20 protein-coding genes are annotated in these 19,417 nt (G+C 60.5%); 4 read left to right on the top strand and 16 right to left on the bottom strand.

What is annotated here, in order from left to right; genetic code table 11:
- Nucleotides 1–57 precede the first annotated feature (57 nt).
- Nucleotides 58–306, top strand: a complete 249-nt coding sequence (locus tag AC6BYQ_RS10090; protein WP_498056812.1) for a helix-turn-helix domain-containing protein — start codon at nt 58–60, stop codon at nt 304–306.
- 108 nt (nt 307–414) lie between these two features.
- Here the strand turns inward: AC6BYQ_RS10090 and proA are convergent, their stop codons facing one another.
- The 5 genes from proA to gpt all read right to left on the bottom strand — a co-directional run bounded on the left by proA (nt 415) and on the right by gpt (nt 5,369).
- Nucleotides 415–1,668, bottom strand: coding sequence for a glutamate-5-semialdehyde dehydrogenase (proA, locus tag AC6BYQ_RS10085; RefSeq protein WP_060425303.1), 1,254 nt, complete (start codon nt 1,666–1,668; stop codon nt 415–417).
- A 9-nt stretch (nt 1,669–1,677) separates the two neighbouring features.
- Nucleotides 1,678–2,781, bottom strand: a complete 1,104-nt coding sequence (gene proB, locus AC6BYQ_RS10080) for a glutamate 5-kinase (protein WP_033634090.1) — start codon at nt 2,779–2,781, stop codon at nt 1,678–1,680.
- 116 nt (nt 2,782–2,897) lie between these two features.
- Nucleotides 2,898–3,299 (bottom strand): sigma factor-binding protein Crl, encoded by a 402-nt coding sequence (gene crl, locus AC6BYQ_RS10075; protein WP_025160082.1) that lies wholly within the window; start codon nt 3,297–3,299, stop codon nt 2,898–2,900.
- 60 nt (nt 3,300–3,359) lie between these two features.
- Nucleotides 3,360–4,607 (bottom strand): esterase FrsA, encoded by a 1,248-nt coding sequence (gene frsA / locus AC6BYQ_RS10070; RefSeq protein WP_019454299.1) that lies wholly within the window; start codon nt 4,605–4,607, stop codon nt 3,360–3,362.
- A gap of 303 nt (nt 4,608–4,910) precedes the next feature.
- Entirely contained in the window at nt 4,911–5,369 is a 459-nt protein-coding gene (gene gpt / locus AC6BYQ_RS10065; protein ID WP_019454300.1) for a xanthine phosphoribosyltransferase, read from the bottom strand.
- A 339-nt stretch (nt 5,370–5,708) separates the two neighbouring features.
- Between gpt and pepD the strand changes: the two genes are divergently transcribed.
- Nucleotides 5,709–7,169, top strand: coding sequence for a beta-Ala-His dipeptidase (gene pepD / locus AC6BYQ_RS10060; RefSeq protein ID WP_019454301.1), 1,461 nt, complete (start codon nt 5,709–5,711; stop codon nt 7,167–7,169).
- 41 nt (nt 7,170–7,210) lie between these two features.
- Here the strand turns inward: pepD and dinB are convergent, their stop codons facing one another.
- Nucleotides 7,211–8,272: a DNA polymerase IV gene (gene dinB / locus AC6BYQ_RS10055; protein ID WP_498056811.1), complete on the bottom strand. Its 1,062-nt coding sequence runs from the start codon at nt 8,270–8,272 to the stop codon at nt 7,211–7,213.
- Nucleotides 8,273–8,455: 183 nt separating this feature from the next.
- Between dinB and AC6BYQ_RS10050 the strand changes: the two genes are divergently transcribed.
- A complete protein-coding gene (locus AC6BYQ_RS10050) occupies nt 8,456–9,352 on the top strand; it encodes a glycerophosphodiester phosphodiesterase family protein (RefSeq protein ID WP_498056810.1) in 897 nt (298 codons plus the stop codon).
- Between the two features lie 31 nt (nt 9,353–9,383).
- Here the strand turns inward: AC6BYQ_RS10050 and nqrM are convergent, their stop codons facing one another.
- The 8 genes from nqrM to AC6BYQ_RS10010 are packed head-to-tail and all read right to left on the bottom strand — an operon-like array spanning nt 9,384 to nt 16,493.
- Nucleotides 9,384–9,611 (bottom strand): (Na+)-NQR maturation NqrM, encoded by a 228-nt coding sequence (gene nqrM, locus AC6BYQ_RS10045; RefSeq protein WP_004930244.1) that lies wholly within the window; start codon nt 9,609–9,611, stop codon nt 9,384–9,386.
- A 7-nt stretch (nt 9,612–9,618) separates the two neighbouring features.
- Complete coding sequence (locus AC6BYQ_RS10040) at nt 9,619–10,650, bottom strand: FAD:protein FMN transferase (RefSeq protein WP_019454304.1); 1,032 nt, start codon at nt 10,648–10,650, stop codon at nt 9,619–9,621.
- Nucleotides 10,651–11,874, bottom strand: a complete 1,224-nt coding sequence (nqrF, locus tag AC6BYQ_RS10035) for an NADH:ubiquinone reductase (Na(+)-transporting) subunit F (RefSeq protein WP_025160084.1) — start codon at nt 11,872–11,874, stop codon at nt 10,651–10,653.
- A gap of 15 nt (nt 11,875–11,889) precedes the next feature.
- Complete coding sequence (gene nqrE / locus AC6BYQ_RS10030) at nt 11,890–12,486, bottom strand: NADH:ubiquinone reductase (Na(+)-transporting) subunit E (RefSeq protein WP_015376732.1); 597 nt, start codon at nt 12,484–12,486, stop codon at nt 11,890–11,892.
- Between the two features lie 6 nt (nt 12,487–12,492).
- Nucleotides 12,493–13,122, bottom strand: a complete 630-nt coding sequence (locus AC6BYQ_RS10025) for an NADH:ubiquinone reductase (Na(+)-transporting) subunit D (protein ID WP_004930232.1) — start codon at nt 13,120–13,122, stop codon at nt 12,493–12,495.
- The gene (locus AC6BYQ_RS10020) at nt 13,115–13,909 is read right to left on the bottom strand and encodes a Na(+)-translocating NADH-quinone reductase subunit C (RefSeq protein ID WP_019454306.1); all 795 of its coding nucleotides are present in this window, start codon (nt 13,907–13,909) and stop codon (nt 13,115–13,117) included. Before AC6BYQ_RS10020 ends, AC6BYQ_RS10025 begins: the two co-directional genes overlap by 8 nt.
- On the bottom strand, nt 13,899–15,140 hold the full coding sequence (locus AC6BYQ_RS10015) for an NADH:ubiquinone reductase (Na(+)-transporting) subunit B (RefSeq protein ID WP_019454307.1): 1,242 nt from the start codon (nt 15,138–15,140) through the stop codon (nt 13,899–13,901). Before AC6BYQ_RS10015 ends, AC6BYQ_RS10020 begins: the two co-directional genes overlap by 11 nt.
- Before the next feature lie 3 nt (nt 15,141–15,143).
- Nucleotides 15,144–16,493, bottom strand: a complete 1,350-nt coding sequence (locus AC6BYQ_RS10010; RefSeq protein WP_498056809.1) for a Na(+)-translocating NADH-quinone reductase subunit A — start codon at nt 16,491–16,493, stop codon at nt 15,144–15,146.
- A 553-nt stretch (nt 16,494–17,046) separates the two neighbouring features.
- Here AC6BYQ_RS10010 and dpaA point away from each other — a divergent pair.
- The gene (dpaA, locus tag AC6BYQ_RS10005) at nt 17,047–17,814 is read left to right on the top strand and encodes a peptidoglycan meso-diaminopimelic acid protein amidase (protein WP_498056808.1); all 768 of its coding nucleotides are present in this window, start codon (nt 17,047–17,049) and stop codon (nt 17,812–17,814) included.
- Here the strand turns inward: dpaA and AC6BYQ_RS10000 are convergent.
- Both AC6BYQ_RS10000 and lpcA read right to left on the bottom strand, forming a co-directional pair.
- Complete coding sequence (locus tag AC6BYQ_RS10000) at nt 17,749–18,552, bottom strand: class II glutamine amidotransferase (protein WP_019454310.1); 804 nt, start codon at nt 18,550–18,552, stop codon at nt 17,749–17,751. The two genes, dpaA and AC6BYQ_RS10000, sit on opposite strands and share 66 nt — an antisense overlap.
- Nucleotides 18,553–18,649: 97 nt before the next feature.
- Nucleotides 18,650–19,231, bottom strand: coding sequence for a D-sedoheptulose 7-phosphate isomerase (gene lpcA / locus AC6BYQ_RS09995; RefSeq protein WP_004930220.1), 582 nt, complete (start codon nt 19,229–19,231; stop codon nt 18,650–18,652).
- Between the last annotated feature and the right edge of the window lie 186 nt (nt 19,232–19,417).

The raw sequence follows: 19,417 nt of genomic DNA, 5'->3' as shown, positions 1-19,417 counted from the left end.
GGATAATTACGGCAATCGCAGATATTCGATTTTGGGATATCACTCGCGGAAAACGTCATGACCTCAGTTTATTCAGCAGAATATCAATTGGTTATAAAAATACTTCGAGACGCTCGTATAGAAAAAGGCATCACTCAGGTCAAGTTAGCCGAAGCACTTGGCCGCCCACAATCCTTTATCGCCAAAGTTGAAAATGGTGAAAGGAAATTGGATGTCGTGGAATTTGCCTTGATCGCGTGGTTACTGGATGTGAATACCGGGCCAATTATGGAACGCATTGGGCGTAACGCTAAAAAGCTGGCATGAAGGGGAGCCCCTCTCGGGTAAACGGATTCTTAGCTTAAGTTCTCTTCCCCAAAAACAATCAGGGCGCAGCATGCTGCGCCCTGACCTCTTTCTGACCGCAATCCGGCCCTAGCTGCGCACCAGATCGTCGCCGTAGCCGATCCACTTGTAGGTGGTCAGCGCGTCCAGGCCCATCGGGCCGCGGGCGTGCAGTTTCTGGGTGCTCACCGCCACTTCCGCGCCCAGGCCGAATTGGCCGCCGTCGGTGAAGCGGGTGCTGGCGTTGACGTACACCGCCGAGGAGTCCACCGCGCGCACGAAGTGCTCGGCGCTGCTCAGCGAGCGGGTGAGGATCGCGTCGGAGTGGTTGGTGCCGTGGGTGCGGATGTGGTCGATGGCCTGATCGATATCGTCCACCAGCAGCACGTTCAGATCCAACGACAGCCATTCGTCGTCGTAATCTTCCGCGTTCACCGGCACCACCGTCGCCGGGCCGCCCTGCAGCAGCGGCAGCGCATTTTCCGCCGCGTGCAGCGTCACGCCCGCCGCTGCCATTTTGGCGCTCAGCGCCGGCAGGAACTCGGTGGCAATGCTGCGGTTCACCAGCAGCGTCTCCAGCGAGTTACAGGCGCTCGGGCGCTGGATCTTGGCGTTTTCAATCACCGTCAGGGCCTTGTCGAAATCGACGTCGGCATCCACATAGGTGTGGCACACGCCGATGCCGCCGGTGATCACCGGGATGGTCGATTGCTCGCGGCACAGCTTGTGCAGGCCGGCGCCGCCGCGCGGGATCAGCATGTCGACATAGCGATCCAGGCGCAGCAGTTCGTTCACCAATGCGCGATCCGGGCTGTCGATCGCCTGCACCGCCGCCGCCGGCAGGCCGCACTGTTCCAGCGCCTGCTGGATCACTTTTACCGTCGCCTGGTTGGTGTTGTGCGTCTCTTTACCGCCGCGCAGGATCACCGCGTTGCCGGTTTTCAGGCACAGGCTGGCGACGTCGATGGTGACGTTCGGGCGCGCCTCGTAAATCACGCCGATCACGCCGAGCGGCACCCGGCGGCGCTCCAGCTTCAGCCCGCTGTCCAGCAGGTTGCCGTCCAGCACGTGGCCGACCGGATCGTTCAGGCGGCACACCTGGCGCACGTCATTGGCGATCGCCGCCAGCCGCGCCGGGGTCAGCAGCAGGCGATCGAGCAGCGCTTCGCTCATGCCGGTGGCGCGCGCCTGCGCCATGTCTTGTTCGTTCGCCAGCAGGATCGCTTCGCTGTTGGCTTCCAGCCTGTCGGCCATCACCGACAGCACCTGATTCTTCTTCGCCGTGCTCAGCACCGCCAGCTGCCAGGAGGCCTGCTTGGCGGCCTTCCCCATCTGCTCCAGCATGCTCACTCCTTAACTGACAATCATATCGTCGCGGTGCACTGCCACCGGACCGTATTCATAACCGAGGATTTCGGTGATTTCCTGCGAGTGGTGCCCGGCGATCATGCGCATCGCATCGCTGTTGTAGCGGCTGACGCCGTGCGCCAGATCGCGCCCCGCCAGGTTGCGGATGCGGATCACTTCGCCGCGCGAGAAGTCGCCCTTCACTTCGCGGATGCCTTTCGGCAGCAGAGAGCTGCCGCGCGCCATCATGGCTTCCACCGCGCCGTCGTCGACGGTGATCTCACCGGCCGGCGGCGCGCCGAAGATCCAGCGCTTGCGGTTTTCCAGCGGGGTTTCCAGCGCGTGGAAACGGGTGCCCACCGGCTTGCCTTCGATCACGTCCGCCACCACGCCCGGCTTGCTGCCGGCGGCGATCACGACGTCGATGCCGGCGCGGCAGGCCACGTCGGCCGCCTGCAGTTTGGTGCCCATGCCGCCAGTGCCCAGACCGGAAACGCTGTCGCCGGCGATGGCGCGCAGCGCGTCGTCGATGCCGTGCACTTCACGGATCAGTTCGGCCTGCGGGTTGTTGCGCGGATCGGCGGTGTAGAGGCCCTGCTGATCGGTCAGCAGCAACAGTTTGTCGGCCCCGGCCAAAATGGCCGCCAGCGCCGACAGGTTATCGTTGTCGCCCACCTTGATTTCGGCGGTGGCGACGGCGTCGTTCTCATTGATTACCGGCACGATGCGGTTGTCCAGCAGCGCCGTCATGGTGTCGCGCGCGTTGAGGAAGCGCTCGCGGTCTTCCAGATCGGCGCGCGTCAGCAGCATCTGCCCGACGTGGATGCCGTAAATGGAGAACAGCTGTTCCCACAGCTGGATCAGTCGGCTCTGCCCCACCGCCGCCAGCAGCTGCTTGGAAGCGATGGTGGCGGGCAGCTCGGGGTAGCCCAGGTGCTCGCGCCCGGCGGCGATCGCGCCGGAGGTGACGATGACGATGCGGTGGCCCGCGGCGTGTTGCTGCGCGCACTGGCGCACCAATTCGACGATGTGGGCGCGGTTCAGACGCAGCGATCCGCCGGTCAACACGCTGGTGCCCAATTTCACAACCAATGTCTGGCTGCCGTTCATAGTATTTCTGCCGTGTGTAATGATGAGAAGAAGAGTGCAAAGGTCTTTGTAACAGGAGAGACGCGTTATGCCAACAGGCACAACGCGAAATCAGCACAATACGTGGTCAAACGGGGTCAGGCGGAGAGTTTGATCAGTTTTTCTTTGAAATCGTCGGCGGGTTCCAGCCCCAGATCCATGGTCGCCAGCAGCTCGCCCAGGCGGCGATGGAAGTCGCGCAGAGTGTCTTCCAGCTTGGCGCTCACTTCATCATCCTTAATGTTTTGCGCCGTCCAGTCGCCTTCTTTGTCGAACAGGCCGAATTGGTAAGAATAGGTGAAGCGCGCCTCTTCCGCCTGCAGCTCCATCCACCAGCCCCAGAACTCACGCTTCTCCGGAGCGGGCTTTACATTGACGCAGACGGCCAAACAATCAAAGAAAAAACGGTCGTTTTCACATTGCCCTTCACGCAGGTACGGCCCCAAGCTGGCAAAACGTTTCATTAGTCGGCTTTTAGGGTGACCACTCGGTAACGTCATTCTCTAACCTCCTCAATGTAGACCACTCTTTTTAACAAACTGTTAAAATTTAGCAACTAATTAACGCATTTTGTCCTTCAGCCAGCCGGACATCTGCAGCAACGCCCGGTGGAAGCTGTCGTAGACCGGGGTGCGCGGGATGGCGATCAGCTTGCCGCTCACCGAGGAGGTGACGATCAGCTGCGACTCCTCTTTCGGGCTGAGCGTATCGCGCTCCCAGTAGCCGGAGATCATCGGCGTCGGGCAACGGCGCCCCAACAGCCCCTGCATTTTCAGCGAGTAGCTGTTCAGCTCCACCTTCAGCACGTTGTCGGAAGCGTTAGCCATGCCCATGCGGCTGGCCAGCACATCCATATACATGTCCGGCACGTTCAGCTGGGTGCTGCCGTCGCACAGCAGGCGATGCACCACCGGGCCCAGGCAGGCCACGCCGCGCAGCCGCTGCGGCTCCAGATAGGCCAGTCGCACCGCCACGTTAGCGCCGAAGCGGAAGCCGAAAGCGCTCACCCGCTGATGATCCACCCACGGCACCGAGGCCAGCTGGATCAGCACCTGCTGATGCAGGTAGCTGGAATCCTGCGTCAGCTTCCATTTGCAGGAGGAGCCGATCGACGGCATGTCGAGCGTCAGCATGGCGATGCCGTGCGGCGCCAGGTAGTCGCGGAACAGGCGGTGGTAGTCGGTCTGCAGCGTATCGAGGCTGCCGCACATCAGCACCGTCGGGAACGGCGCCTCGCCCTTCTCCGGCATGTGCAGGAAACCGGTGACGCTGCCGCCGCCTTCGATGCGAAACTCCAGCTCTTTCAGCTGATACGGCAGCAGCAGCGCCGCCTCTTCGTAAGCGCGGTTAGCCAGCATCTCCGCCTGTTCGGCCAGCTCGTCGCCCTTCAGGTGCGGGTAACCGGCGATGCTGTACAGGCTCGCGGCCTTCAGCCAGTACTCGCCGCCGAGCAGCGGATCCTGCTGCTCCGTCGCCCGCTGCTGCCACTGCATGCCCTGATGGATCCACTCGTAGATCCAGTTGCCGTTGCGGTAGCCCACCACGGTATCCAGCCGTTGCGGATTGCTGCGCTCGGCGTCCGAGGCGGCGATGCGCGCCAGCACTTCGTGGATTTCGATCGGGCTGACGCCGCGCCAGGCCCACAGCAGCGGATTCAGCATGCGGTACCAACTGCCGGTGGTGTCGCCTTCCAATGCGGAATGCATGGCGGCGCTCACTTTGTTGCGCGCGCGCAGCACCAGCGTCGAGGTTTCAGGGTGTTTGAATTTAGGCTTGAAAAGAATTTCAGAAAGGTTGGCCTGTGCCATGGTAACAACAGCCTCCGTAAATCTGGCGATAGGCCGTAACAGGCCTACTTAACTGGAGGTAGTGTACCTAACTCTGGCGGGATAAACCAAGATAACGCAAACGCCCGGCATAACCGGGCGTCAGGCGGCTGACAAAGAAGGAAAAAGCGTGGTTTTTCCTTCTTTGTGGTCAACGGCCGAAAATCAATAAATTGATTTTCCTTATTTTTTATATTTTGCCTTCGGCAAGCCTGACAACGCCATCACGTTTATCATTAAACAAACGCCCGGCATAACCGGGCGTTGATTTGGAACTGGCTGGGCTTAGCGACCGCCGATAGGGGGAACGAAGCTGACGCCCATGTCCCACGGCTGCTCGATCCAGGTGTCCTGCGGGATGTCGACCACGTAGTCGTCCACCAGTGGACGGCCCGCCGGCTTGGCGAAGATGGTGACGAAATGCGCTTTCGGGTACATATCGCGGATCGCTTTTGCGGTACCGCCGGTATCCACCAGATCGTCTACTACGATGAAGCCTTCACCGTCGCCTTCGGCGCGCTTGAGCACTTTCATTTCGCGCTGGTTGTCATGGTCGTAGCTGGAAATGCAGACGGTATCCACATAGCGAATGCCCAGTTCGCGCGCCAGCAGGCCCGCCGGCACCAGACCGCCGCGGCTTACGGCAATGATGCCGGTCCATTTGTCGGCAGGCAGCAGGCGGTGCGCCAGCTTGCGTGCATGTATTTGCAGCATATCCCAGGTAACAACGTATTTTTCGCTCATAGAATCGTGTCCCAGCCGGCTGGTGAAGCGGCTTACTTTATAGTTCAGGGGAAAAAAGGTTGCGCGAGATTATAGAGACTGGCCGCGTTGAATTCCAGCTGTACCGAGGAAAACCTCGCGATTTCCGCCGCGCGGCTTTTCGGTGATTGATGCTGAAAAAGCGAACATTCCCACCGCGAAGCCGTGTGATCAAGCGCTTAAACCGCACAATACGGGGCGCGCGCCGCCGGAAATAAAGTGATATTCTCTGATGATCGTGCCACGACGCACAGATACCCGCTCACCTCAACCGCGCGGCACGCCCGTCCTGTCGGAGCCTGCCGTCACAGGAGACTTATAGTGTCTGAATTGTCTCAGCTTTCGCCACAGCCGCTGTGGGATATTTTCGCCAAGATCTGTTCTATCCCGCACCCTTCTTATCATGAAGAAGCGCTGGCGCAGCACATCCTCACCTGGGCCAAAGAGAAGAACCTGCACGCCGAGCGTGATCAGGTCGGCAATATCCTGCTGCGCAAGCCGGCCACCAAAGGCATGGAAAACCGCAAGCCGGTCGCGCTGCAGGCGCACCTGGACATGGTGCCGCAAAAGAATAACGACACCGTGCACGACTTCGCCAAGGATCCGATCCAGCCTTATATCGCCGGCGAGTGGGTGAAAGCGCGCGGCACCACGCTGGGCGCCGACAACGGCATCGGCATGGCCTCCGCCCTGGCGGTGCTGGCCGACGACAGCGTTGAGCACGGCCCGCTGGAAGTGCTGCTGACCATGACCGAAGAAGCCGGCATGGACGGTGCCTTCGGGCTGCAGCCGAACTGGCTGCAGGCGGACATCCTGATCAATACCGATTCCGAAGAAGAAGGCGAAATCTACATGGGTTGCGCCGGCGGTATCGACTTCATCACCACCCTGCCGCTGCAGCGCGAAGCGGTGCCGGCCGGTTACCAAACCCTGAAGCTGACCCTCAAGGGCCTGAAAGGCGGCCACTCCGGCGCCGAGATCCACGTCGGGCTGGGCAACGCCAACAAACTGCTGGCGCGCTTCCTGTTCGCCCATGCGGCGGCGCTGAACCTGCGCGTGCTGGATCTGAACGGCGGCACCCTGCGCAACGCCATTCCGCGTGAAGCCTCTGCGGTGGTTGCGGTGCCGGCGGACAAAGCCGACGCGCTGAAAGCGCTTAGCCAGGAGTTCCTGGCGGTGCTGCAGAACGAACTCTCCGCCAAAGAGAAGAACATCACCGTGCTGCTGGAGCCGACCACCAGCGCTTCGCAGGCGCTGAGCGCCGACAGCCAGCAGCGCTTCCTCGCGCTGCTGAACGGCACGCCGAACGGCGTGATCCGCATGAGCGACGCGGTAAAAGGCGTAGTGGAAACCTCGCTGAACGTCGGCGTGGTCACCACCAGCGAAAACGAAGCGGAAATCATCTGCCTGATCCGCTCTCTGATCGACAGCGGCAAAGACTACGTGGTCGAAATGCTGACCGCGCTGGGCCAGCTGGCCGGCGCCAAAGTGGCGCCGAAGGGCGGCTACCCGGGCTGGCAGCCGGACGCCGATTCACCGGTGATGCACCTGGTGCGCGAGCTGTATCAGGATCTGTTCGACAAGACGCCGAACATCATGGTGATCCACGCCGGCCTGGAATGTGGCCTGTTCAAAAAACCGTACCCAAACATGGATATGGTATCGATCGGGCCAACCATCACCGGCCCGCACTCGCCGGATGAGCAGGTGCATATCGAAAGCGTCGGTCTGTACTGGAAGCTGCTGACCTCGCTGCTGAAAGCGATCCCTGAGCGCGCGTAATCTGCGCGCTTAACGCAAAAAGCCGGCGATCGCCGGCTTTTTTATTCCCACGACAGCGCCAGCTGCCGCTCCAGCTGCGGATCGAGCAGCGTCACATGCAGCCCCACCAGCCGCACGCCGCGCCCTTCACGCCGTTCGCGCCACGCCTGCCGCGCCACCGCCAGCAAATCCTGCTGATTCAGCACCGGGAACACGTGCTCTTGGGTGGTTTGCTGAAAATCCTGAAACTTCAGCTTCACGCCCTGCCGGGCGATGTGCAGATCCGGCTTCACCTTACGTAGCCGCATCTCCAGCTCGGGGTAGAGTTTGTCGATAATCAGCGTTTCGCAATCTTCCCAGTCGTGAATGTCTTCCGCCAGCGTGCGCTCCACGCCCACCGATTTACGCAGCCGCTCCGCCGAGATTTCGCGCCGATCGATGCCCTGACACCGCTCCCACAGCACCCGGCCGAACTTGCCGAAGCGCTTGAGCAGCTGCGCCAAATCGTATTGCTGCACGTCGGCGCAGGTGATAAGCCCCACTTCCTCCAGCCGTTTGGCGGTCACCTTGCCGACGCCGGGGATCTTGCTGAGCGGCAGCTGCTGCAAAAACGCCGGCACCTGCGCCGGGGTGATCACGTATTGCCCATTCGGCTTGTTCATCTCGGAAGCGATTTTGGCAAGAAACTTGATCGGCGCGACACCGGCCGACGCGGTGAGATTCAGCTCGTCGGCGATCGCCTGACGGATCTCCTGGGCGATCAGCGTCGCCGAGCCGTTGCATTGCGGGCTGTCGGTCACGTCGAGATAGGCTTCATCGAGCGACAGCGGCTCGATCAACGGGGTATAGCGGGCGAAGATTTCACGGATATGCAGCGAAGCCTCTTTGTAGGCCGCCATGCGCCCCGGCAGCAGGGTGAGATGCGGGCACAGCTTTAGCGCCATCGCCGTGGACATGGCGCTGTGTACGCCGTAGCGCCGCGCCAGGTAGTTGGCGGTGCTGATCACCCCGCGCCGATCGGCGCTGCCGCCAATCGCCAATGGGATATCGCGCAGGCTGGGATCGTCGCGCATTTCCACCGCCGCGAAGAAGCAGTCCATATCGACATGAATGATTTTACGCATCGCACCCTCCAGTAACACTGTATAAGTATACAGTCAGATACCGAAAGCTCAAGGCCGCAGGCTTCGATGAAAGCACCGCTTCCGTCAGATATTTCCGCGTTGTTAAAAAAGCTTAATTTTTCAATAGTATGATCTCCGCTATCCCGTGCGGCTCACCACAACGATAACGACAAGGTACTCTACATGATCAGATTTTCTCATTGGCTGCTGGCTTCCGCGCTGTCGCTGAGCGCTCTGGCGGCCAGCGCCGCCGCCGGTCACGCGCCGGCGATCGTCGCCCATCGCGGCGGCACCGCCGATGCGCCGGAAAACACCCGCATCGCCATCGAAACCGCGCTGAAAAACGGTGCCGACGCCGTTTGGATCACACTGCAAGAATCCAAAGACGGCGTCATCGTGCTGTATCGCCCCTCGGATCTGACGGCGCTGACCAACCGGCAGGGCCCGGTCTCTGCGTATACCGCCGCACAATTGGCCGAGACCGATGCCGGCTGGGCGTTCGCCAAAGGCGATGCGCATCCGTTCCGCGGCCAGGGCATCGGCATTCCGCGGCTGGACGAGGTGCTAAAAGCGTTTCCGCACGTCACCTTCTATCTGGACATCAAATCCCCGGACGCCGATCCGGCGCAGTTTGGCCAGGCGCTGCTGGCGACGCTGGAAAGCACCGACAGCCTGAACCGCACCCGCGTCTACTCTACCGACGCCAAATACCTGCAGGCGCTGCCACCGGCCATCCCGCGCTTCGAAAGCCGCGACGAGACCCGCACGCTGCTGGCCAACGTCACCATGGCGCACCAGTGCGATGTCAAACCGGACAACCGACAGCCGCGCTGGTACGGGCTGGAGCTGAAGCGCGAGGTGGAAGTGGTAGAGAAGTACACCCTCGGCGAAGGGCACTCGAAGGCGTTTCTGACCTGGGATAAAGAATCGATGGACTGTTTCCGCTCGCAGGGCCTGGCACACATCATTCTGTTCGGCGTCAACACGCCGCAGGAGTATCAGCAGGCGCTGGCGCTGGGCGCCGACGGCGTGATGGTCAACTCGCCGGCCGAGGCGAAAAGCTTCCGCAAGGCAAAATAAAAAACCCGGCCAAGGCCGGGTTTTCGCTTCGCTACAGAATGCGGTGCTTGTCCAACTGCTCGCGCCGCTGCGCCGCTTTGGCTTCGCGCTTTTTGCGCGCATCGCAGGGTTCCGGGCAGTCGCAGACTTTCTCCATCCCCAGCGCAGTGATGCCGCCGCAGCTGCCCTGCAGGCTTTTGCGTTTAAACACATAGCCCAGCGACATGCCGCCGACGATCAGCAGGAACAACACGAAGGTGGCGGCGAATACCGTCAACATAACAACCTCACGAACTCTTTTTCAGATAGGGTTTGAACGCATCCGAATAACGCTCCTCAAACCCGTCGGCGGTTTTCACGATCATGAACACCGGGATACCGAGCAGGTTGGCCAGCGCCATCCCGCGCTCCGGCCCCATTACGTTCAGGCCGGTGGACAGGCCGTCGGCGGTCATGCAGGTCGGGCTCAGCACGGTGATCGACACCAAACGGTGATGAATGGGCCGGCCGGTGACCGGATCGATAGTGTGCGAATAGCGCACCCCGTCCTGCTCGAAGTAGTTGCGATAGTCACCCGAGGTGGCGATCGACATCTCTCCCGGCTGGATCACCAGCTGCGCCTGCTGCTGCGCGCCGGCGGTCGGGCGTTCGATGGCAATACGCCACGGCTTTTGCTCGCCGTTGCGCCCGCGGGTGCGCACTTCGCCGCCAATATCCACCATGTAGTTTTGCACGTGCTGCGATTGCAGGTATTCCGCCACCACGTCTACGCCATACCCTTTGGCGATCGACGACAGGTCGACATACAGCTCGGGGATGCTTTTCACCAGCGCGCTGCCCTGCACCGACAGCTTGTCGGCGCCGGTCCAGGCGCGACGGTGCTCCAGCTCCGCCTCGCTCGGCACTTTATCCGGCCGCCCTTCCGGGCCGAAGCCCCACAGATTGACCAGCGGCCCGACGGTCACGTCCAGCGCGCCGTCGGTGACACGGTTGATGCGCAGCGCTTCGCGCACCACCTCGGCGGTCGCCGGTGAAACCGGGAACGGCCGCTCAATGTCGCGGCTGGCGTTGAAGCGGCTCAGCTCGGAATCCGGCCGGTAGGTGGACATTTGGTCGTTCACCTGCTCCAGCCGTTTGTCGATCTCCGCCTGCATCTCGCGCGCCGACGGCGTATCGTCGCCGGTCACATAACGGATCGAATACGAGGTGCCCATGGTTTTACCCGCCAGGTTCACCTGTTCCGGCCCGCAGCCGGTCAGCAGCAGGGTGGCGCTCAGCGCCACGCCCGTCAGCCAGTTCTTCATCGCCAATGCGCGCATTTAGCCACCAAAGTCATCCAGCATGATGTTTTCGTCTTCGACGCCCAGATCTTTCAGCATCTTGATCACCGCGGCGTTCATCATCGGCGGCCCGCACATGTAAAACTCGCAGTCCTCCGGCGCCGGGTGGTTCTTCAGATAGTTCTCCAGCAGAACATTATGGATAAAGCCGGTGTAGCCGGTCCAGTTATCTTCCGGCTGCGGATCCGACAGCGCCACGTGCCAGGTGAAGTTGTCGTTCTCCGCCTGCAGCTGGTTGAAGTCGTCTTCATAGAACATCTCGCGCAGCGAACGCGCGCCGTACCAGAAGGTGATCTTGCGCTTCGAGTTCAGGCGCTTGAGCTGATCGAAGATATGCGAGCGCATCGGCGCCATGCCCGCGCCGCCGCCGATAAAGATCATTTCGGCGTCGGTGTCCTTGGCGAAGAACTCGCCGAACGGCCCGGAGATGGTCACCTTGTCGCCGGCCTTCAGCGACCAGATATAGGAAGACATGATGCCCGGCGGCACCTCCGGATTGTTCGGCGGCGGCGTGGCGATACGCACGTTGAGCATGATGATGCCCTTCTCTTCCGGGTAGTTGGCCATCGAGTAGGCGCGCACCGTGGTGTCGTTTACCGTCGAGCGGTAGCGGAACAGGTTGAACTTATCCCAGTCGCCGCGATACTCCTGCGGCACGTCGAAGTCGGCGTAACTGATGTCGTGCGCCGGCGCTTCGATCTGAATGAAGCCGCCCGCGCGGAACGGCACGTCTTCGCCATCGGGGATCTTCAGCTTCAGCTCTTTGATAAAGGTGGCTTTGTTATCGTTGGAGATAACCTCGCACTCCCATTTCTTCACGCCGAAGATCTCTTCCGGCAGCTCGATCTTCAGGTTTTGCTTCACGTTCACCTGGCACGCCAGGCGGCAGCCCTCTTTTGCTTCGCGCTTGTTGATGTGCGAGAGCTCGGTCGGCAGGATATCGCCGCCGCCCTCTTTGATCACCACCCGGCACTGGCCACAGGAGCCGCCGCCGCCGCAGGCCGAGGAGACGAAGATCCCCTGGCTGGAGAGCACGTTGAGCAGCTTGTCGCCCGCCGGCGCATGGAAGCTCTTATCCAAATCGCCGTTGATCTCCACCGCAATGTCGCCGGTATTCACCAGCTTCGATTTGGCAAACAGGATCAGCAACACCAGCACCATCACGATGGTGGTGAACATTGCTACGCCTAAAATAATTTCCATAAATTCTTCCCGCCTTTACAACTGAACACCGGAGAAGGACATGAAGCCCAGCGCCATCAGTCCGGTGGTGATAAAGGTAATGCCCAGGCCGCGCAGTCCCGCCGGCACGTTGGCATATTTGAGTTTTTCGCGGATCCCCGCCATGGCGACGATCGCCAGCATCCAGCCGGTGCCGGAGCCGATGCCGTACACCACCGATTCGGCGAAGTTGTAGTCGCGCTGCACCATGAAGGACACGCCGCCAAAGATGGCGCAGTTCACGGTGATGAGCGGCAGGAAGATGCCGAGCGCGTTATACAGCGATGGGAAGAAGCGATCGAGGATCATCTCCAGAATCTGCACCAGCGCCGCGATCACGCCGATGAAGGTGATGAAGTTGAGGAAGCTCAGATCGACGCCTTCCACCAGCGCGCCGTCGCGCAGGATCAGGTTGTAGACCAGGTTGTTCACCGGCACCGAAATGCCGAGCACGATGGTCACCGCGATGCCCAGGCCAAAGGCGGTCGAGACCTTCTTCGACACCGCCAGGAAGGTACACATCCCGAGGAAGAACGCCAGCGCCATGTTCTCAACGAACACCGCGCGCACAAACAGGCTGATATAGTGTTCCATCGGCCTTTACTCCTTTTCGATCTGCGCCGGCTTCAGGGTGCGCAGCACCCAGATCAGCAGGCCGATGATGAAGAACGCGCTCGGCGCCAGCAGGAACAGGCCGTTCGGCTGGTACCAGCCGCCGTTCTGCACCGTTTCCAGCACCGGCACGCCGAACAGCTTGCCGGAGCCAATCAGCTCGCGCAGGAAACCGACCAGCACCAGGATCACCCCGTAGCCCAGCCCGTTGCCGATGCCGTCCATAAAGCTCTCGATCGGCGGCGATTTCATGGCGTAGGCCTCGGCGCGTCCCATCACGATACAGTTGGTGATAATAAGGCCAACGAACACCGACAGCTGCTTGGAGATCTCGAACGCATAGGCACGCAGCAGCTGATCGACCACGATCACCAGCGAAGCGATAATCGCCATCTGCACGATAATGCGCACGCTGTTGGGAATGTGATGACGGATCAGCGAGATGAAGAAGCTGGAGAACGCCGTCACCAGCGTCACCGCAATGGTCATCACCACCGCCGTCTCCAGCTTGGTGGTCACCGCCAGCGCGGAGCAAACGCCCAGCACCTGCAGGGCGATCGGGTTATTGTCGAACAGCGGCCCCAGCAGGACCCGCTTTATCTCTTTGGAATCAGCCATTTTTCAGCGCTCCTTCACGAACTTTTTTCAGGAACGGGCCGAAGCCGTGCTCGCCCAACCAGAAATCAAACGTATGCTGCACGCCGTTGGAGGTCAGCGTGGCGCCGGACAGGCCGTCCACCCCGTGCACATCTCCCTGGCGCGCGCCGCCTTTCACCACGCGGATCGCCGGCTGGCCGTTGTCGTCGAACAGTTGCTTGCCGACCCACTGCTGGCGCCAGGACGGGTTCTCGACCTCACCGCCCAGCCCCGGGGTTTCCCCCTGGTCGTAGTAGGTGATGCCCTTGACCGTGTTGCCATCGTTATCCAGCGCCACGAAGGCGTACATCATCGACCACAGACCGGTGCCGTATACCGGCAGCACAATCTTGTTCACCTGGCCGCTTTCATTGCGCACCAGATAGATTTCCGCCTGGTTGCTGCGGCGCTTGATGCCGGCTGGATCGTCGCCCGCCGCCAGCGCCACGCTTTTGGCGTCGTCGCGCAGCGCAGCGCCCAGATCGAACGCCGCCGCCTTGCCGGCGACAAACTCGCCGCTGTTCAGATCCACCAAACGCGGCTCGATGCGCTCGCTGTACAGGCGTTTGACCTGCTCGCTCTCCATTTTCGGCTGCAACAGGCCGGCTACGTCGAGAATATTACGCTGCTTATCGAGCAGCTTTTGCTCCTGCTGTTTGGACTTCAGGCCGACGGCGGAGCCCGCCACCACCACTGAACACACCAAACACAGCAGCAGCACTACCAGCAGCGTTTTACCGATGCCGTCGTTTTTCGCTTCATTCGCCACGGGCTTTTCTCCGCTTGATGTTGGCCTGCACCACCAGGTAATCGAACAGCGGTGCGAACAGGTTGGCGAACAGGATCGCCAGCATCATGCCTTCCGGATAGGCGGGGTTGACCACCCGGATCAGCACGCACATCACGCCGATCAGAATGCCGTACCACCATTTCCCCTTGTTGGTGAAGGAGGCGGAAACCGGGTCGGTCGCCATAAAGATCATGCCGAAGGCGAAACCGCCCAGCACCAGGTGCCAGTACCACGGCATGGCGAACATCGGGTTGGTGTCGGAACCGATGGCGTTGAACAGCATGGCGGAAGCCACCATGCCGAGCATCACGCCGGCGACGATGCGCCAGGAGGCCACGCGGCCGAACAGGATAATCGCCCCGCCGATCAGGATCATCAGCGTGGACACCTCACCGATCGAGCCGGGAATGTTGCCGAGGAAAGCGTCCATCCAGCTGATGGACTGGCCGGTGGCTACGTTGCTCAGGCTGTGCGCCCCGCCAGCGCTCCACTGCGCCAGCGGCGTCGCGCCGGAGAAACCGTCAGCGGAAGTCCACACCAGATCGCCGGAGATCTGCGCCGGATAGGCGAAGAACAGGAAGGCGCGGCCGGCCAGCGCCGGGTTGAGGAAGTTGCGCCCGGTGCCGCCGAAGATCTCTTTGGCCACTACCACGCCGAAGGTGATACCCAGCGCGGCCTGCCACAGCGGCAGGGTCGGCGGCACGATCAGCGCGAACAGGATAGAGGTGACGAAGAAACCTTCGTTGACCTCATGCTTGCGGATGATGGCGAACAGCACTTCCCAGAAACCGCCGACGACAAACACCACGGCGTAGATCGGCAGGAAGTAACAGGCGCCCAGCACCATTTTGCTGACCCAGCCGGCGTCGGCCGCCAGCGAGGCGCCGAGCCACTGCGCCAGACGATAATGCCAGTCGCCCGCCAACACCTGTTGCAGCTCGTCGCCGCTGTACAGATGATGCAGCGCCGGGATCGCCTGCTGGCCGACGTTGTACATGCCCCAGAACATCGCCGGGAACACCGCCAGCCACACCAGGATCATCATGCGTTTCAAATCGATGGCGTCGCGCACGTGCGAAGCGCCGCGCGTCACCGTGCCGGGGGTGTAAAACACCGTGGTGGTCGCTTCATACAGCGGATACCACTTTTCCAATTTGCCGCCCGGCGTGAAGTGATGCTCTATCTTCTCAAAATAATTCTTCAGGCCCATCGGTTATCCTTCCTGCTCAATCTTGGTCAGCACCTCGCGCAGCACCGGCGCGTACTCATATTTGCCGGGGCAAACGAAGGTGCACAGCGCCAGATCTTCCTCGTCCAGCTCCAGACAACCCAGCGCCTGCGCGCTGTCGCTGTCGCCCGCCAGCAGATCGCGCAGCAGCAGCGTCGGCAGAATATCCAGCGGCATCACCCGCTCGTAGTTGCCGATCGGTACCATGGCGCGCTCGCCGCCGTTGGTGGTGGTCGAGAAGGCGAACAGTTTGTTCTTCAGGAAGTGGCCCAGCGTGGTGCGGGTAATGGAGAACTTGTTCGGCGAAGGCACGATCCAACCGAACAGCTCTTTGTCGCGCCCTTCTTCCAGCACCGACACCTGCGAGTGGAAGCGGCCGAGCCAGGCGTTCGGCCCGGCGGCGTGCATGCCGTTCAGCACCGAACCGGAGATCACCCGGTTCTCGCCGCCTTTCAGGCGGCCGGCAGTCAGCTCATCGAGGCTGGCCCCCAGACGAGTGCGCAGCAGCGCCGGCTGCGCCACCTGTGGCCCGGCCAGCGCCACGACCCGGCCGGTGTCGAGCTTGCCGGTAGTGAACAGCGTGCCGATGGCGATCGCATCCTGGTAGCCGATGTGCCAAACGGTTTTCTTCAGGCTGACCGGTTCGAGGAAGTGAATGTGAGTGCCTGCCAACCCGGCAGGATGCGGGCCGGCGAATTCGCTGTAAGCGATCTGCGGGCCGCTCTGCTGGCCAACCGAAGCGCCGGCGGCATGGCACACGTGCACCTTGCCCGCCGTCAGGCGCGCCAGCACCACCAGCCCGGCGTTGAACGCTGCCTGCTGCTCGGCGATGATCACCTGCGGATCGGCGGCCAACGGCTGGGTGTCCATAGCGGTGACGAAAATGGCGCGCGGTTCGCTGCCGGGAGCCGGCGTCTTGCTGAACGGGCGGGTGCGCAGCGCGGTCCACAGGCCGCTGGCGATCAGTTCGCTCTCGACCTGCTCGCGCGGCAGCTGGGCCAGTTCACCCAGCGGGTAGTGCGCGAACTCGAGCTGATCGTCGCCGCCGTTTTCCAGCGCAATCACCACCGATTGCAATACGCGCCGCTCGCCGCGGTTAATCGCGGCGATGCGGCCGCTGGCGGGAGCCGTGAAGAAAACCCCGGGGTTTTTCTTGTCTTCGAACAACGCCTGGCCTTTCTTAACGGTATCGCCTTCCTGCACCAGCATGGAGGGGCGCATTCCGACATACTCTTCCCCAAGCAGGGCGACATGCTGAATGTTCGGGCCGTCTTGGATCGCTTGAACCGGAGCCCCGGCTATCGGCAGATCTAACCCTTTTCTGATCTTAATCATAGGATTTATACGATGTAGTTTGGTTTACACGTCTGCCCGGCCCCAGAGGCGGGTGCTGACGATGCCAGGATTGCCGGGCAGTGCGCACGACGGCACGCCCAACATGAACTTTCTCGCAGTGAATATATGGGGTAACGCGCATTCCTTTGATTCCCCCTTTCCGTTGTTTGCGCGACAGTCGATGTGTTAACGGCCTGTAGCCAAATAACCTTCAAAGCAACCGGGTTATATGCCATAACCCCTGCCGCTTCAATCGCCACAGCGCGTTAAATTGAAGAGGGAATATTAACATTGTTCGCAACATTGTTCTGCGTTCCGTCGTGACTTGGGTCAAGCAAACGCAATTAAATTTCGCCTGTTTTTCACTACTTATCGTTAAAATCTGCCGGTCATTTCACTTTTATCGAGCTTTGTCGTTTTTTTATACATATCACGTATTGCTAAAAATAAACGCGCTGGTAATCTGGCGGTGTTTTGCAGCAGTAAAAACAATAATCAGTGGCATGCTGGCCAGCTTGATTGCGCCGGCAGATAAATATAAGCAGGAATTATAATGAGCAAAATCGCGCTGTTGTTTGCGATGCTTGTTTCTATGCCGATGATCACGGCCTGCAGCGCCAGCGAGCAGGTACCCGAAGCGCCGGTAGTTAAACAGCAATTATTAGGTTCGCCGGTCTATATTCAGATCTTCAAAGAGGAACGCCAGCTGGAATTGTATGCCAGAATGGGCAATGAATTCCGTCTGGTCAACACGTTCCCGATCTGTAATTTCTCCGGCGGGCTGGGTCCTAAACGTCGTGAAGGCGACTTTAAAAGTCCTGAAGGCTTTTATAGCGTTGACGCGCGCCATCTGAAACCCGACAGCAAGTATTATCGGGCGATCAATATCGGTTTCCCTAATGATTACGATAAATCGCAGGGCTATTCCGGCGCTTATCTGATGATCCACGGTGAATGCAAATCGATCGGCTGTTACGCGATGACCAACACCTATATGGATGAAATCTATCGCTACGTCGAAGCCGCCTTCGCCTATGGCCAAAGCCGCGTCGACATCAGCATCTACCCGTTCCGCATGACCGATCAGAACCTCAAGCGCCATGCGTCATCCAGCTATATCGCCTTCTGGCGCCAGCTGAAACCGGGCTACGATTACTTCGCCAAGAACCACCAGCCGCCGATGATGACCGTAGACAACGGCCAGTATGTGCTGGGTCAACCGTTGATGAGCAGCGGCCAGATGACGCAGTACGCGTCAGCCAGCCCGACGCCCAACACCAATCCCTTCGCTCAGAACAAGCCGCTCACCGAAGTGAAATAGCGCGAACTCGCCTGGCTCAATCTTGTGCCAGGTTTCGTTGGCGGTTAGCGGTTGGGTGGCGATCACCGTGACCACATCGTTCGGTGTGGTCTGCTGCTGAAAATCGATTTCCACGTCCTGGTCGAGCAGCGTCGCCTTGCCGAACGGCGCGCGGCGCGTGATCCAATACAGGTTGGTGGAGCAATAGGCCATCACGAAGCGCCCGTCCGACAACAGCATATTGAACACCCCTTTCTTGCGCAGCTGGCTCGCCAACAGGCCGATATAGCGGAAGACCGCCGGCCACTGGCTCGGGGTGCGCGGGTATTTCAGCGCCAGCTGATGCAGCAGCCAACAGAACGCATATTCGCTGTCGGTCTGACCGACCGGACGAAACGTGCCGGTATCCAGCTGACGATAGCCTTTCAATTGACCGTTGTGCGCGTAGGTCCAGTTGCGGCCCCAAAGTTCGCGGGTGAACGGATGGGTGTTTTCCAGCGCCACTTCACCGCGGTTGGCCTGACGAATATGAGACACCACCGCGCAGGACTTGATCGGATAGTCCTGCACCAGGCGGGCGATCGGCGAGTTGAAGCTCGGCTGCGGATCCTTGAAGGTGCGGCAACCGTTCCCTTCATAGAAGGTAATGCCCCAACCATCTTTATGCGGCCCGGTGCGGCCGCCGCGCTGAACCAAACCGGTAAAGCTGAAGCAGATATCGGTCGGTACGTTTGCGCTCATCCCGAGCAGTTCACACATCGCCAGCACTCCTTAACCACACTGACACACGCCGAGCGGGCGCAACATGCGGCGCCCGCCGTCTTATTCATGGGGAGCCGCGGCCCCCCGAAGGCTATTACGCCTTAACCATCTCTTTTTCGATCAGCTGAATCAAGATGTGGATCGCTTTGATGTGGATTTCCTGAATGCGGTCGGCGTAACCGAAGTGCGGCACGCGAATTTCCACATCGGCGGAACCCGCCATCTTGCCGCCGTCCTTGCCGGTCAGGGTGATCACTTTCATCCCTTTGGCGCGCGCCGCGTCGATGGCCTTGATGATGTTGCCGGAGTTGCCGGAGGTGGAAATGCCCAACAGCACGTCACCTTCGCGGCCCACTGCTTCCACATAGCGGGAGAACACATACTCATAGCCGAAATCGTTGCTGACGCAGGACAGGTGGCTGACGTCCGAGATGGCAATCGCCGGGTAGCCCGGGCGGTTTTCGCGGTAGCGGCCGGTCAGCTCTTCGGCGAAGTGCATCGCGTCGCAATGGGAACCGCCGTTGCCGCAGGAAATCACTTTACCGCCGGCTTTGAAGGAATCCGCCAGCAGCACCGCCGCGCGTTGGATGGCGTCGATGTTGGCGTCGTCATTGATAAATTTCGCCAGGGTATCAGCCGCTTCGTTCAGTTCACTGCGAATAAGGTCGTGGTACATGAGGAACCTCTTGTTATCGTCAAATCTTCCGCTCCGCAGTGTACCGGATCGCGGAAACAGCGAGAAGCATTCTCAGCCAAACAGCGCGCCGGTTAAGGAAGCGGAGAGGTTTTTGATGATTGGTGCTGTCAGTTTGTGACCTGAGTTGTAATTAAACTGTAAACGCATTGATAAAAATTCTGCCTT

The sequence above is a fragment of the Serratia sp. LTN-2 genome (assembly GCF_059740205.1).
The sequence above is the reverse complement of the archived record's forward strand: the minus strand, read 5'-3'. Positions and strand labels throughout refer to the sequence as shown.

What these genes read in the sequence shown, in the direction of transcription:
- proB (WP_033634090.1), bottom strand. Translation starts at nt 2,781, where the DNA reads ATGAACGGCAGCCAGACATTGGTTGTGAAATTGGGCACCAGCGTGTTG.
- lpcA (WP_004930220.1), bottom strand. Translation starts at nt 19,231, where the DNA reads ATGTACCACGACCTTATTCGCAGTGAACTGAACGAAGCGGCTGATACC.
- AC6BYQ_RS10090 (WP_498056812.1), top strand. Translation starts at nt 58, where the DNA reads ATGACCTCAGTTTATTCAGCAGAATATCAATTGGTTATAAAAATACTT.
- AC6BYQ_RS10000 (WP_019454310.1), bottom strand. Translation starts at nt 18,552, where the DNA reads ATGTGTGAACTGCTCGGGATGAGCGCAAACGTACCGACCGATATCTGC.
- dpaA (WP_498056808.1), top strand. Translation starts at nt 17,047, where the DNA reads ATGAGCAAAATCGCGCTGTTGTTTGCGATGCTTGTTTCTATGCCGATG.
- AC6BYQ_RS10025 (WP_004930232.1), bottom strand. Translation starts at nt 13,122, where the DNA reads ATGGCTGATTCCAAAGAGATAAAGCGGGTCCTGCTGGGGCCGCTGTTC.
- dinB (WP_498056811.1), bottom strand. Translation starts at nt 8,272, where the DNA reads ATGCGTAAAATCATTCATGTCGATATGGACTGCTTCTTCGCGGCGGTG.
- gpt (WP_019454300.1), bottom strand. Translation starts at nt 5,369, where the DNA reads ATGAGCGAAAAATACGTTGTTACCTGGGATATGCTGCAAATACATGCA.
- AC6BYQ_RS10010 (WP_498056809.1), bottom strand. Translation starts at nt 16,493, where the DNA reads ATGATTAAGATCAGAAAAGGGTTAGATCTGCCGATAGCCGGGGCTCCG.
- AC6BYQ_RS10040 (WP_019454304.1), bottom strand. Translation starts at nt 10,650, where the DNA reads ATGCGCGCATTGGCGATGAAGAACTGGCTGACGGGCGTGGCGCTGAGC.
- crl (WP_025160082.1), bottom strand. Translation starts at nt 3,299, where the DNA reads ATGACGTTACCGAGTGGTCACCCTAAAAGCCGACTAATGAAACGTTTT.
- nqrE (WP_015376732.1), bottom strand. Translation starts at nt 12,486, where the DNA reads ATGGAACACTATATCAGCCTGTTTGTGCGCGCGGTGTTCGTTGAGAAC.
- frsA (WP_019454299.1), bottom strand. Translation starts at nt 4,607, where the DNA reads ATGGCACAGGCCAACCTTTCTGAAATTCTTTTCAAGCCTAAATTCAAA.
- nqrF (WP_025160084.1), bottom strand. Translation starts at nt 11,874, where the DNA reads ATGGAAATTATTTTAGGCGTAGCAATGTTCACCACCATCGTGATGGTG.
- AC6BYQ_RS10050 (WP_498056810.1), top strand. Translation starts at nt 8,456, where the DNA reads ATGATCAGATTTTCTCATTGGCTGCTGGCTTCCGCGCTGTCGCTGAGC.
- proA (WP_060425303.1), bottom strand. Translation starts at nt 1,668, where the DNA reads ATGCTGGAGCAGATGGGGAAGGCCGCCAAGCAGGCCTCCTGGCAGCTG.
- AC6BYQ_RS10015 (WP_019454307.1), bottom strand. Translation starts at nt 15,140, where the DNA reads ATGGGCCTGAAGAATTATTTTGAGAAGATAGAGCATCACTTCACGCCG.
- nqrM (WP_004930244.1), bottom strand. Translation starts at nt 9,611, where the DNA reads ATGTTGACGGTATTCGCCGCCACCTTCGTGTTGTTCCTGCTGATCGTC.